General features: G+C 52.1%; 6 protein-coding genes. 4 read left to right on the forward strand and 2 right to left on the reverse strand.

The features are described from left to right. Positions 1 to 61: 61 nt before the first annotated feature. The 4 genes from GH663_RS04475 to GH663_RS21050 are packed head-to-tail and all read left to right on the forward strand — an operon-like array spanning position 62 to position 6924. Positions 62 to 1504: a Wadjet anti-phage system protein JetA family protein gene (locus tag GH663_RS04475; protein WP_153130485.1), complete on the forward strand. Its 1443-nt coding sequence runs from the start codon at positions 62 to 64 to the stop codon at positions 1502 to 1504. Continuing rightward, positions 1479 to 2168 carry a DUF4194 domain-containing protein gene (locus GH663_RS04480; protein WP_153130486.1) on the forward strand — a complete coding sequence of 230 codons (690 nt, stop codon included), beginning with the start codon at positions 1479 to 1481 and terminating at the stop codon, positions 2166 to 2168. Before GH663_RS04475 ends, GH663_RS04480 begins: the two co-directional genes overlap by 26 nt. Beyond that, the gene (locus GH663_RS04485; protein ID WP_153130487.1) at positions 2165 to 5791 is read left to right on the forward strand and encodes an SbcC/MukB-like Walker B domain-containing protein; all 3627 of its coding nucleotides are present in this window, start codon (positions 2165 to 2167) and stop codon (positions 5789 to 5791) included. The genes GH663_RS04480 and GH663_RS04485 overlap by 4 nt, the downstream gene beginning before the upstream one ends. Next, positions 5788 to 6924 carry a DUF2220 family protein gene (locus GH663_RS21050; RefSeq protein WP_211371058.1) on the forward strand — a complete coding sequence of 379 codons (1137 nt, stop codon included), beginning with the start codon at positions 5788 to 5790 and terminating at the stop codon, positions 6922 to 6924. Before GH663_RS04485 ends, GH663_RS21050 begins: the two co-directional genes overlap by 4 nt. 161 nt (positions 6925 to 7085) lie before the next feature. Here GH663_RS21050 and GH663_RS04495 read toward each other — a convergent pair whose 3' ends face one another. Both GH663_RS04495 and GH663_RS04500 read right to left on the reverse strand, forming a co-directional pair. Continuing rightward, complete coding sequence (locus tag GH663_RS04495) at positions 7086 to 8435, reverse strand: hypothetical protein (RefSeq protein WP_153130488.1); 1350 nt, start codon at positions 8433 to 8435, stop codon at positions 7086 to 7088. Next, positions 8432 to 14488, reverse strand: a complete 6057-nt coding sequence (locus tag GH663_RS04500) for an AAA domain-containing protein (RefSeq protein WP_246181495.1) — start codon at positions 14486 to 14488, stop codon at positions 8432 to 8434. Before GH663_RS04500 ends, GH663_RS04495 begins: the two co-directional genes overlap by 4 nt. Between the last annotated feature and the right edge of the window lie 142 nt (positions 14489 to 14630).

Below are 14630 nucleotides of genomic sequence, written 5' to 3' on the forward strand. Positions count from 1 at the left end.
GGTTCGAGGACTCAGATATTTGAGCGCTATACTTCATTTGTCATAACAATAAGACGAGTCAATGTTTTTTGAAGCTGAACGCCAGAATTTTTTCCGCCCGCTTAACGGCAAGGGTCGGGAGCTTGTGGCTGCCTGTCTTCGTTCGCTTTATGAGCGATTGCATGGACCTGGTGCGGACTACTCACAAAATCTTAACCGAGACAGTCTTCGTGACGTACTGATGCCTGTCATCCAGGAGCATTCTGGTGATGCGCTTGTTGATGCTGTAGCTGGCGATGATGAGCTCGCAGGTATTGATAGTGGAGATGCTCAGCAACTAGCCGGGGCACTAATTCGTGCTTTGCTAAAAGATGGTTGGCTGGAAACTTTTGGTGACCGAGTAGGCCTTGTTACAGCCTATCGGTTCACTAGGCCGGGAAAGCTGTTTGCCGAAGCGATATGGTCGTTAAGTCGGTTGAGAACCCGAAGCAGGCAACGCAATGTCCGCGGTTGCAGAAATGCGTTGGATGCAGCCAGAAAGAACGTCGACGCTTATGACTTGGTTGATGCTTACGACTATGCGGAAAAAGTTATCAGTGACCTTTCTGAGGGTGTCGACTACTTCCAAGAATTGGTGCGGCGACTAATGTCAGAAGCCACTAGAACTCCTTGGGATGAGTTCATGGAGTTTCTCGACCGATTCGAGAAAGACTTCAAAAAGCAGATGACGGCCGATAATGTCGAGCGTCACCGCCAGTCCATCCGAGAAGCTATCCATAAATTGCGCTGCATTGAGGATGACCAGTTCAAGGTTCTTGAGCAACAACTACAAGACATTGCAACCTGGGCAAATCCTGAGCGTCATTCAAGCAGTACGGTTGATTGGATGCTAGACCGTATAGAGGAAATGGTCGAGGCGGCTTGCACAACAAAGCATCCTGAATTGCTTAAGGCAATGAACATCTATGTTCGTCGGGCAACAAGCATCGTGCAGCAGGCAATGCTTCTTCGCGGTGGCCAAGCGAAACACAACTACAGTAAAGCGATTGCAATGGTCGCCGAGTTGGAAGGTGAGCGGCAGTCAGCCTTGCTATCCAAAATTGGTGAGGCTTTGTCGGCGGCTGAGGTTCGGATTCTCGACCCACATTCGTTCAAGCTTCGTTCGGCATCTCAAAGGCGGAAAGCGTTGGCAATCACGGTTCAGCCCAGGGTGAGTAGAGATTCCCGTCTGGCTGCCGCATTGCACCGTGCGGAAGCCGGAGCCTTTGCTCTGTCAAATGATGACGTTGCTGAAAGTATTCGGCGGGAGCTACGGCTACGGAATCGCCCCGTTCGTCTTTCAACTCTCCCGGTTAAGACCGCCACAGACGTATTGCATGCAATGCAGGCAGTAGAGGCTATACGAAATTCCAAGGCTGCTGACATGAAGGCAACGAAGCTTCCCACCAAGCTCACAAACGACTTCTACTCAGCTGACGATTACCAAATTGAGTTTGCACATGAGCCTAACGACCGCAGCGCTTGAGCAACTGAAAGTTGCTAGCATCAAATTGGAGCGATTCCAAGAATTGGTTACGCGCCTTTTTTCCTATGGAATCGTTGTTCGAGACGAAGATGGGGCAGAGCAACGCTACTACGATGACTCTCATCGTATCGAAGGATTGCTGACCGAGTATTTTGGCCTAGCAGGGTTTCATCTGCATCATGACATCAAAGGTGAGTTCTTCAGATTGTATGCCCCTGGTGCACAGGTTCCTGGAATCACCCCAGTTGATGTCGAACCTGTGCCATCACTAAGAGCGCGCGTCAGCCCCGATTTTGTAGCAGCAGCTCTAGCTTTACGGTTTCTCTATCAAAAGGGTCTGACCGATGGAGGAAAAGACCTCACTGATGAGGGAGAGGTGCTAATTCGCTTTGATGAGTTGGCTGCCACGTTGCAAACACAACTGAAACGACCGCTACCTGAGTCAGTTGTTGACCGAGACAAGGTTCTTCGAGAGCTCAAACGCCACCGTTTGATTCGGTTGAGTCCGACATTTTCGATGTCCGATGAGGATGCTCTCATTGCCATTCGCCAGACCATTCTGGGAGTTATTAGTAACGATGCGTTAGCAGCTGCGCTGGAAGCTGATGGCGGTGAGCCGGTTGAAGCTGCTTCAGATGCCGGTGTGCAGGAAGAAAACCAATGAAACTGGAGTCACTTATTCTCGTTAACTGGGGCTCACTGCGTTGCGGCGAATACCCAATGGGAAACATGACTCTCCTGACGGGGCCCACTGGTTCAGGAAAGTCGACCATGCTGGACGCTCTTCAGACTGGCATGACTGCTATCTATCAGCACATATTCAGCTACAACCCAGGGCAGGATGAAACAACTCAGTCGGCACGCAATGGGAAAACCAAGCGAACTCTTTGGTCCTACATCGTAGGTGCCGAAGATAATCTCTTCGCTCGTCCTGACGGTGCTCATGGCTATGTCGGTCTGGTGTTTAAGCCTAGCGAGGGCGAAGAGGGCGGGAAGAGCTTTACCGCTCTCGTTGCAGCGGCAGCCAGGGTAGATGGGTCAGGAGAGCGTCGTCAGGCCGTGCAAGAGCGATTGGCATTGTTAATCATTGATGATGCAGAGCTCCGCATGGACGACCTGGTTAAGTTGGACCTTGAAGGCAACATGCAGGTGGTTGAGGTCGAGAAAATCGAATCCCATCTAAAGGCGCTGTATCCAAAGGTTCACAATTTTCGTGACAACAAGCGCGAATACCTTTGTCAGCTTTACGGCCGTTTTCGTGGGCAAAAAGTTGTGTCCTTTACCGAGGCTGAAGCTGCCGCAAAAGCTTGGTGTCAGGCTATTGCTCACAAGCCAATCGGCAGCGTCGATGAACTCGTAAAGACCCAGATTCTGGAGCACGACCCTCAGCAGCTATCTCAGCGTATCTCTCAAATCAGCGACCTGGTCCGCCAAGTCCACAATTTGCGTAAAGAAGGTGAGCGGCTCGAAGCTAACATTGGTAGGTTGAAGGTTCTCGGAGGGGCAATAGCTCAGGCTACTGATGCCTACGAGAAAGCAACGGTGTATCAGGTGCTATCATCCAAGCGGCTACTTGCTGAAGATGAACGCCTCCTCGCGCAAGCGAACGACCGAATTGTCGAGCTCAATACGAAGATTGAGTCAGAAAACGAAGTCGTTAGACAAGCCACCAGCGACAAGAAAACTCACCATGAAAGCCTGGTGAAAATTGAAGCAAAACTCTCCGGTATTCCTGCTGCAAATGAAAAAGCTCGTTTGGATGAGCGGGAAAATCGCGCCTATCAATCTTTGAAGGATGGTCTGGCGGAGTTGGTGACTGCGCTATCTCATGTCGTAGCCCTTCAGAGTGCAGCGAACCAGTTAATAGCATTACCTATCCCTCACGACTTTAGGACTATTCAGGCGTCTGCAACGGCGATTGGAAATGAACTCTCCAAGTTACGCCGTCTTCCGATTCAGGAATGGAAGGAGCAGCTAGTGAAGTTCTTGGGGCAGGAGTCCCTTGAAGAAACTCTCACCATCTCGAAGGCATTGCGCGACCTCGAGAATATTGCTGATAACTTCGATGCCCTGTATGAGGTGATGTCTGGGGCTACTGACAGTTTTGTGTCAGCCGTGAATGGACAGTTGGGGGCGCTGCAGTCACTACAGGAAGCTGCATCTGGTCGGGAAAGGGATGCAGCCGAACGTAAAAGAAACTTGGCGGAAGGTGGTGCTGATTACCCAAGAGAAGTGCAATACGCACTCAAGTCGTTCCGCAGTGAGTTGCCACATATTCCAATACAAGTTCTTTGCGATTTGATTGAGCCTGTTGATATTGACTGGATGCCTGCTATCGAAGGGTATTTAGACGGTGCCCGCTTTAACCTGATTGTGCCTGAGAGCGACGAAGAGGCAGCAACGCGCTTCGTAAAGGGCCGCTTCCCTCGGGTACGAGTTATCCAGGGCGCCTTGTGCAGAAGAAAAGCCAAGCCAGAATTGGTGCCGAACGACTCAATTATTCATGAATTGGCGACGGACCATCCAGTCGCTAAGGCCTATCTAGTTGAGCAATACGGTCCCGTGGTGAAGGTCCATGACTTTGAAACTCTTCGCTACACCTCCCGAGGTTTGATGAAGGATGGTCGTGCTGCGGGTAGTCGTACCTTTTTTACAGCACATGCCGAGAATTTGGTCTTCGGCAAGGCGCAGCAAGCCAAGGCTCGAGAGGAGGCAGAGGCCGACCACTTGGCTGCCATGGAAGCCCTTTCCAAGATAGAGCAGCAGCGACTGGGGTTGGGGGCGCTACTTGGCGTTGTGAAACAAGGGAAGCTGCCGAATTTTGATGCCACATCCTCAGCGAGTCAGGCTGTATCGGACATTGAGCTTATTTGGGAGGATGTAAAGCGTCTGGACCTAACGGAAGTCAAAGCTCTGATTGGCGAGAAGGAAGTCCTGGATATTCAAATCGCTCGTTGTGAAACCTCGATTACCGGGGCTAACCAGCGGATTGGTGAGTTCAGGACTCAAATTACCTCTCAGCAAACAACAGTTAGCCAGAAAGAAGCAGCTATTCCCAATCGTAAAGCACGAGTTAGGGAGGAGCTCGGAAAACTCAAAGCGCTTACTGAGGTAAACGCTGCTCTTTCATTCATCTCTATGGAAGAGCAGGTCGATGCCTTGCTTGTCACAGGCGAAGGGCCTCAAAATTTACAGGAAGCGGTGCAGCGTCTTGAGTTGAGTGCGCGAGATTTCACGAGTGACGTGAGAGAAGGAGTCGGGGAGTACAACCAGTACGCGCGACAAGACGAAAAGCTAGAGTTTCCCTATGGCGAACATCGGGAAGGTAACTTTGGGCCAGTTTACGGTCTGCTGGTGAAGTTGCACGCCAACGTACGGGAGCAGCTTCGCACCCAGAAAGATATTGGTCTCTACAAAAACCTCGAGCAGCTAAGGTTGGCAGAAGACTCATTCCGGGATGTCTTCACTAAGCAGTTCTGTTACGAAATTCGTAACTCCGTCGACTCTGGCATTCGCACTCTTAAAGCACTGAACATAGAACTGGAAAAGCTGAAATTTGGAACAGATAAGTTTCGAATTGATTGGTCGGGTTGGGTCTCGGAATTTGAGGAGTATTACAAGTTCTTTAGCGCAGCGCATGACCTTGCTGAAGCACAAGAGTCTCGTGGTTTGTTTGACCAAGAAGCCTTGAGTCCGGAGAATTGCGTCGTGCGGGACAAGCTCTTGGACCTGCTCCTATCGAATGACCAGGAGCGAGCTCAGAAGGAGCTTCAGCGGATTGCTGACTACCGCAACTATCGTCGTTACGAAATCTGGAAGGAATCTGATTCCGGCTCAAAAATCGCCTTGTCACAGTGGGGCACGGGCTCGGGCGGACAGCTAGAAACGCCAGCCTACATTGTGCGTGCGGCAGTCGTGACAAATAGACTTAAGCATTTTGAGAAGGGAACCAATCTCAAGCTGCTAGTGAATGACGAGTCTTTTGCGAAGATGGACGAAGGGCGCGCACATGACGTTATGAAGTTCATCAGAGACAGCTTGGGCATGCAGTTGATTTGTGCGATGCCGACTAAGCATGCTGGTGCTCTCAAATCCGAATTCACCAGAGAGTGGTGTTTCACTAGGACCGAGGCTGAAGCTAATGGGGAAGTTGACTTCATCTCTGAGGCAGATGAGCGTGAATTGAATACTGACAAGCTTCGCGAACTTTGGGAGGCAAGACGTCAGGACGTACGCCAACAGGCTCAGCTAATGTTCGAAGCTGCTGAGGCCAAGGAGGTCGCATGACCGAACCGCTCTGGCTAAGGACTCCTGGAATACTCCAGCTTCTGAACTTTATCGTTGATAAGCTCGATGCTGCTGATGCTCAGGGCAAGGCTCTTGCTCGACGAATAAAGCTTGACGGGAAGTCATTTCCTGCACTATTCAAAGCCAATTTTGAGGAGGAACGCGAACAACAGTGGGCATTCCTCGAGCAAATGATTGCCTGGGGCTGGTTCGACATGAAACTCGAGCGTGCTCAACCAGGCCTAGCTCCGTACGAGCGAAATCCCCGTCTGACTGTACAGAATGAGACTGAAATACGTCGAGTAACCGGGCGCCCGGAAAGAATAAAGTCTGCTTCGGAACTTTGGAGAGCAGCAGTTTATTCATGTCTCGCAGCAGAGGAGGCAGTGAAGGAAGCGGTTTCCCGCCTCAAAATTGATATTCCAGTGCGCTCGCCAGAGGAAATTGTTGGGCAATTAGGGCAACTAGCTTCATTGGCAAATGAGCCACTTCTCCTGCGAGAAGTGTCTGCTCGTTTGTTCTGGGGACAATCGAAGGTACTGGATGGCCGGCAGCAGCTGGTGGCTATCCTGTTGCAGCAAGAGGAGTGTCCATTTCCGGAGATGCCGGTTCAACTGCAAGTGTTCCTGCCTCAAGACGGATTTTCTGGGGTTCTGTTCATCGAGAACCAAGCAACTTTTGAGCAGGCGACTCGAGATGGTTCTGGCCGCTACGCTAGTTTGGCGCTGGTGTTTGCATCTGGTTTCAAAGGTGGGGCCAAGCGCCTACGTTCCCCGACTGGTGCATCTGTCTACTTTGCAGCTCACGGGACTCTCGACGAAAAGCTGACGGCAAAATTTCTTGGCTGGCTACGCGCAAGCGTGAAGTTACGTAGTTGGTTCTGGGGTGACTTAGATTATTCAGGGATGCGCATCCTTGCTGCCCTTCGAGATGTTTTTGATGGACTTTCTGCTTGGGAACCCGGTTACCAACCTATGCTGGAGCGTTTACACAATGGGGAGGGCCATGCTCCTGATGAGGCAGGGAAAGGCAAACAGACATCTATCGAAAGCACAGGATGTTCGTACGCAGATGAGCAGCTCTTAGCAGGGATACGAAGCTCAGGATGTTTCTTAGACCAAGAAGTCGTCTAGGGCTGGCTGGTGTGCCTTTATTACAGAAATATTCTGGTAGCCCTCGCAGGGATTTAGTTAATTTGCAATCTGCATTCCATTTGTCTTGAATCCCGCAGTACCGTTAATGTGAACTACCAGCTACTATTAATTTGTGTAATGGATGCAGTAAAAACTGCAATTCATGTGGCTTTTTGGAGATTTTGTTTTCCAATGCCTGCTGCATTTGAATGAGTAGCAAGCTCAACAATCTTTAAAGGTACCTCTCCCACAGCTCTCGCTTGCTCAATGGTTATTTGAGTACCTGAAGTACCTAAGTCCGCTCTCAACTTCGTGAAGTCAGAACACCAGCGTTGTTCAGCATCAGTATCACGGGTCGTGTCACGTGCTGAGGCTAGTGCTACGGTGCGAACTTGGAGGCGCTCAGATTCCGCTCCTCCAAGTAGCTCAATTCCATATCCTGGGAAGTCAGGCTTCTGCACAACGACTCGACCGGCATTCGTGAGTGCAGTCGCCATCCCTTCATTGACCGCATATCCCAGCTTGGCCAGCCCCTGTAGTACCACGTGTCGGCGCTCTGCCGCAGCTTTCTGCTTCTGCAAGGCTGATAGGCCAGTACGTGTAGCATGAAGTGCTGCCTCCATCTGTTCAGGATTGTTCGCGCCCAAAGCTGCTTGCAGTTCACGCTTGAGCCCCTCAGCATCTTTACCGAAGGCCCTTAGCTCAGCTTCGAGCAGCTTGATATTGGAGACCAGAGCACTAGAGCGAATTGCCCGGAGGCGAGCTTCATTGATTTCGATAATGAGGCTGTCGAGCCGCAGGTTGCGTTGCCCCGTATCTGGAATACCGCGTGCTGAGTCAAGACGCGTTCCAAATTCCTCGACTAAGCTTAGTGGAGCATTAAGTGACAACTCAGCAAGGCCGCGGGCAATTGCTTCAGACCTAAGGTCTGGTTTCGCGCTCGGTGCCTTCCATTGCTCAAGGGGGGCAGCAGCGATTCCTGGTTTCAGTCGATTGGCTAGCTCCCGTTGTTCAGGACTCAGCACGGTCTCCTGTGCAGGGGAAAGCGACTTGAAACACTGGGCAAGCAACTTGTCGACTTCCTCTCTACCCAACTTGCCAGAGGCCGCCTGCTCAAGAGCCTCAAAAAGCCTCATGTCTGCCTGTGCCTTGTTGTTCTTCAATGCAGAAAGTAGCGTTCGAGCTGTATGCAAACCAGATTCGTGGCGTGATGCTTCCCTAGCTTTAGCATCTACAAAGTCAGCTTGTCTTCTGGTTAGGTCGCTTTCCAGAAATGAAACCTCGCCATTGGCCGCGCTCATGAAAGCGTCGAACTGGTCTGAGCGGAACATGGACTCCAACTCATTGCGTCGAGCAAGAGCCTTCTCTTGGTCGCCTTTCGTGGGTTGTTCCATTCGCTGACAACTTTCTTGCCAGATAGCCAAAGCTTGGTCGAGTCTTGCCAGCACGACCAGGCATTGGCTGACACGTTCTTCCCTTGTGATGACACGAACGACTTTTGGACCACTCATGTTGCAGTTTCCATATTGATTGCTCTCGAAACAGCATCGAGCAGCCGCCGACGCTCTTGTTCGGGGTCTTGATACCAATCTTGAGAAGATACTCTATGGATGACAGGGATTGCCCGGTTGAGCACCTTGGTGCGCCAAACTTCACGTGCTCGAGCGAATCCAAGCAACGGATGTCGCGGGGCGTCACATTCGATGCCTAACGCAAACAGTCCTGTTTCAGGATGCTCAATAGCGTAATCGACGGCAAATGCGTCTCCCTCTTCTGTGACCTTTACCTTATGTCCGAGGGTATGAATGTACTCACCGACTGAGTGGTAGAAGCCGTCATCTGCACGCTTCATCAGGGCGGAGGTGCTGGTCTCACGCAAAACGGTCATCCGAGACAGCAAGGTATTGGCGAAGCTCAACTCACCCGAGGAAATAGCACGCGCGTACTCCATGTAGCCCTGTAAGAAGTCCCGGGGAGTTGAAGGTGGATGCCGCGTAGTCAGCAAGTCGGAGATTTCGGCAATCGGCATCGATGTAACCATGATGACCTTCTTCCTTGAACGGGTTACCGCAACGTTAAGTCGTCGCTCCCCCCCTTTTTGGCCCAATACCCCGAAGTTTCGTATGAAGGAGCCCTGTTTGTTGCGACCAAAGGTCGACGAGAAGATGATGATGTCCCGTTCGTCCCCCTGCACGTTCTCAACGTTTTTGACGAAAACCCCCATGTCCTCGCCATCCTCATGGCGTTCACTCTCAAGGCGATAGGCTTCACGGAATGCAAAGTCGTTCTGGGCGCGAAGTTCTAGGGCCTCCTCAATGAGGTCAGCCTGCTTGCGGTTAAACGTCACGACCCCGACGGACGGCCGCTTGTCGTAGTCCAGTTCCCATAGTTCAGCCAAGATTTCGACGACCTTTGCTGCCTCGATAGGGTTGGTCTGCTCTTGGTAAATGCCATCGACACGAATCATTTCGATGGGTTTGGAGCTGAGTACAACCGAGTCAGGATGCCTTACAGGGACGCTCAAATCATTTCCGTAAAAGGCCGCATTAGAGTAGCCAATGAGTTCGCGGAAAGCAGAGCGGTAGTGAATCTTGAGTCTTGTGTTTGGCATGCATGTTCGAGCCAACTGAAGCAGGTCTGGGCAATCTTTTATCTCACGCCGGTTCCAGGTTTCATCAAAACTGTCTCGCTCTTCATCGGTTGCATCTTCATTCGGCATCTCGCCATCGAAAATATTTGCCTCATCGCTCTCAAGCTTGCTGGTAAAGAAGGCGGTCGGGGGCATCTGCTTTTCGTCACCGCTTACAACGGTAACCTTGGCTCTAAAGAGGGATGGCAATGCAAACTCCACGGGCATCTGGGAGGCTTCGTCGTAGATGACTGTGTCGAACATTGCAGCCTTCAAGGGCAAAACGCGGCTTGCCACGTCAGGGTTCATTAGCCAGACGGGCCTCAATTTCATCAGGCCAAGATTGCCGCCCAAATCAATGAACTCGCGCAACCTTCTGCTTCGTTGCCCTGACAGACGTGTTATGTCTTCCCATTCACGACGTGGCCGAATGGCCTGAGTGTCAAAGTCGTTCTTAAGCAACTCACGGTTCAGCAGGCGCATCTCTACATCCAGTTTTTCCAGTGTATTAATTTTCGATTCAAGTTCGGTTCGTTCTAATGTGAGTTCCGGAACTGACTGCTGCAGAGAGTGTTTCCAGCCCAGTCGAGCTTCACGGTTGAGAATCCGGCGAACTTCGTTTTCGAGTTTTCCTGTTGAGATTGCATCAAGATTGGCTTCTTTGCTGCGCAGTGAAATGAACACAGTCGCCGCTAGTTCGCTGAGATGTTGAGCCCTTCCTCTGAAGTATTGATATGCTGATAGCGAAGGTAAGGCTGCTTCGATTGGATGAATGAGAGGGGCGTTTGCCTGATTTTTTGCAATCGCTGTGCTGCAGGCGACAAACCATTCTGGTGTAATCCAACTCTCTAGTTGCTTGAGTGCCTTCACACTATCAAGCCTAGCTTCACAGCGTGCGAATGCGGCATCGAACTCAGCAAAGAGCCGCATAACGACATCCCGGCTTCCAGCGAGGGCAGCTGTATCCATCCTTTCTTGCCATGGTGCAGAGCTTAGATGTGAGGCATAGGTTGCGGTCTGCTGGAGCAAGCCCAAAGAGACCGAAGCCGTTTTTAGCAATGTTGGACCTGAGCCCGCCTCTAAGTCTGGTAGGTGAAGCTTGCGATGAATCTCCTCAAGCTCCGCACGAAGCGGGCGCCAGCGCAGTTCCAGTGATGCTGAGGCAACTAAGGCCGCGAAGCGCTCAGGCGTCCCTCTGTCGCTGAGACTGATTAGGAACTGGACCAACTTACGCTTGCGTATGGCTCGGAAAGGATTCAACTTGCCGAAAAAGCTTGTAGGAACGAGAGCCTCGTTTGCCAAGGTCAGCGCTTCTTGCAGCTTTTCTACCGGGACTCTACTTAACGACGGCGACATACTGCTGTCGTAGTCAGCTTCGCGGCAAGTGCTTAGAGCGTCGCGGATTTGAGTCAATTCGGCAATAAGTTTGTCGCCAGCGAATGCAGACCCATCCGTGGACCTGAAGAGTGGCAGCCACCGAGCGAGCAGGACTCTTTGATGGTCTGAAAGCCCGAGAACCTCGTTACCGTAAGCTCCGAGCCAAGTTCGGTGAGGGGTAGGGTCATCCACCTCAAAGCTGGCTTGGCGCGTGGTTATCACGACAGCACGCAGTGCTTCTGCCTTGGAAAAAGCCTCGAAGGATTTTGAGAAATCAGAAATCGTGGCTTGGTCTGGAGTGAAGGGCACCAAATTATTAAGTGCGCTACCTTCAAATCGGGCTGGCAGCCAGTAACGTGCTAATGGAGCCAGCTCTTCCTCAAGAGATGCAAGTTCGCCGACGTTGAGCTTTACTAGGATTGGACGAAGGGAGGGTACATCTAGGGGAGTTCGTGGAGCCTCAAGCTTGATGAGCTCACCGAGAAGGACGCGGTAGCTCAGTCCGATTCGGTTGTCGACCCTGTGGAGAGCCTCGTGATGTTTATCGAGAGCGCCCTCTAGTGATTCAATCCTAGCTGCCACTACTTCCCGATTGCGCCTTACCTGGTTTGCGGGGTCCCCATTAAGTCGGAAATATTCTTCAAGTTGTTCCCGCACTGAACGAATGATTGGCAGTCTGTCACGATTAACGTCGTTAACGATGACGATACGGTTGCCTAACCCTTCGGCAACTAGCCGCTTGTGAACCACCTCGAGGGCTGCGTGTTTTTGGCAGACGATGAGTAGGCTTCGCTTTTGACCGATGGCATCACTCACCATGTTTACGATGGTTTGACTCTTGCCAGTTCCGGGAGGGCCTTCAATTAGTAAGCCAGGACTCTTTCGTGCGAGAAGTACCGCTTCTTCTTGGGAAGGGTCGCTGTTGACTGTGAAGTAGCGCTCAATTTCACGAGGTTTTGTGCTCGTTTCGGACTCAATGGGGTTGCTGTTTAGTCTCAGCGCAGTCTCAAGTCCTGTTCCTGCCGGTGGAAGTCCTTTCAGAAGCCGAATGTCTTCCCCGATTGCCTGACCCATGAAGGTCATGTGGAAGAGAACGGCAGAACATTCCAACTCAACCGTGTTAGCGGGAATCGAGGTCTTTGGTCCTGGCAACGAAATTAGCTTGCGAGACCGCGGCGTCGCCAAGGTACCGAACTCATCGATGACATCGGCTGGGGTGAGGGCAGAACGACCAAGCAACTCTTCAGCCGTCTTTCGCCAAATCTTTGTTGTTTCTGGGCCGAGAATCGCGTCCAGAGCAGGATTCAGTCGAACTTCTTCGCGCTCGCCGTCGAATGCAACGGTCACATTGCCTATGGTCCCGACTTCGTGATGGAGGCGTACCGGCCAGAGCAGCAAAGGTGCGATGCGGGTTGCGGTGTTGTTTTTTCCATCCTTGGCCAGTAAGAAAGGAAAGCCAAGATACAACCCGTCGATACCAGTGTCTCGCTTATAGAGCTGGGTATGCCTCTCCAGACTTTGCAAGCGAACCCTGGTAGTGCCTTCAGGACGGTTAAGAGCTGTTGGGTCCAGAGGGACCGTTTGAGTATTGCGCTGCAGAATGTGGTTTAGGACGCCAGAAGCCTCAACTCTAGGTGTTCCAAGTTCTGTGAGGTCCACACGAGGGGTGCTCTTTCCAATTGTCATTCGGACCAAGGGGCCTCGTAAGACGGCTGAGACAACCTTCTTCTCAAAGAACTCAAGAATCTGCGAGATGTACTGCTGCTTCTGGGGCTCCTGCCATTGTTCCTTTGGTACTGAGAGTAGGGCCAAGGCTTTCGCCAGGGGCATTCGTTTCTCGAGCCTGAACTCGTCAGCCCACTTATTAAGCTCGGCGTTACTGCAACTGGCAAATCCTTCAATTCGTTCTGCGACGAGCTGCAGAATCTCGCCACGTGGCCATTTGACGGTATCCCGCGCTGCCGCCTCATCAAACTGATGGACGCCATGCAAGCTCGCCAGGGCCCTGGCTTCTTCGACAATAGCGTCACAGGACCTGAATTGGCTAATAGCAGCACTCAGTAGGACGATAAGGTCTTCTTCGGTGACAGTGCGTCGCTCAATCAGCGATAGCAATCCATGATGTTCAGTGTCGGGTAGTAGCTTACGACGTTCGTCCCACTCGACGGCCAGTCGAGCTCTTGAGGTGCTCAGAAGGTTGATACGAAGGGTATCTTCATCAAGGTCAATGGAGAGGGACTGGGCACGGTGTCGTACGACTTCACCTCGCTGTTTTAGCTTGAGGAGCCAGTTGTCAGTGCCCAGCTGCTCCAGCATCTCTGGAACTGGCCCGGTGATGAGTTCATAACCCTCAATTGGCTCCGTTAAGAGCCACTTCGGTGAAACGATATTGCCGCGGAAAATCGGCGGCATTTCAGAATTGAGAATTTTCAGCGCAACAAGAAGGCGGAAATCCTCATCTAAGGATTCGTGCCTCACGATGCGCCGCAATCCGGCGAGAAGCTGAGATGTAAAGTTGGCGTCTTGAGCCCATGTGGTCAGGCTCCCCTTTGTGAGCTGTTCCCGAGCCTCGTCCCAATGACTGCCCTCAGCGGCTGCCAGAGCATAGTTTTGAGGGGTGTAGAAGGGCATCCCACCTAGAGTGATTGATGGGCCTTGCTCGATGCCAGGGGTAGAACTTGGCCAAAAAGGGGCTTCTGGTGACTTGCCCTCTAGCCAGGCTTGCACGTCATTCCAATGCCAGCGATGCACACGGTCCCGGGCCAGCAGGCCTCGGAACAAAAGTGTCAGCTCTGGGGGGAGGTCATTTGGCAAGGGAACGCCACTTGCCAGCACATGAATTAGGAAGGCTTGTTGATTGACCCCTTCAAAGCAGGCCCCCCCAGTAATTTGTTCCAGAAGGACAATACCAAGGCTCCACCAGTCTGATGCAGCGGCAACGCCGCCAGCTACAGCCTCTGGTGCCGTGTAACGGGTGATTTCCAGCGGCGCAACGATGTCTAGGTCAGATACGGATAGGCGAGCAGAGCCGAAGCTGCTGATGACCAAGTCTAAAGGGTCTTTGTTGCGAACAAGTAGAGTGCCAGGGCGTAAGTCACGATGCCGCAGCCCGACTTCGGCGAGAGCATCCAGCGCACGACCCAGTTCATAAACAATGCGACGAATGGCTGCGGTGTCGTGAACCACGATTCCGAGGTCTGCCAAACTTCCACCTGTCAGTTCTTCGGTGACCTCAAAGGCCCGCTCGTTCCAGCGTCCTGTTGCGTATATTTCGGCGACGTGCTCTCTGGATATACGTTTCAGGGCGTCATAAACAGTCGCATCGGGTTCAGCCCCATGGCAGTAAAGCGTCAGCACACCGCGGCGGTCTGATGCCTCCTCTTCGACCAGGTAGCGCTCGCGTAGTCCATCGGCGCTACTGATTTGACGGAGTACGTGCCACCCAGCAATCACCGTTTTATCCCCGGAAGAAGGTGGTGGTTCTACTGGAGCTTCACAGGGTGGGGCAGTTGCAGCATCGGCGCCACATGCCGAGCACATTAAGTCACCATCTTCCATGGTGTGCCCATTGGCACATAGAAGACCTGAGCTAGTTGGAGGTAGTGTGGAAAGAGAGGGGGACTCGATGGGCACCACTTGAGCAGGTCGCCAACCGGCGGGGCGAATTGGCTCCGCCACCAAGCTCCAGTTGCACCTCTCT

Source organism: Dechloromonas hortensis (assembly GCF_009469765.1).
Classification (GTDB): domain Bacteria; phylum Pseudomonadota; class Gammaproteobacteria; order Burkholderiales; family Rhodocyclaceae; genus Azonexus; species Azonexus hortensis.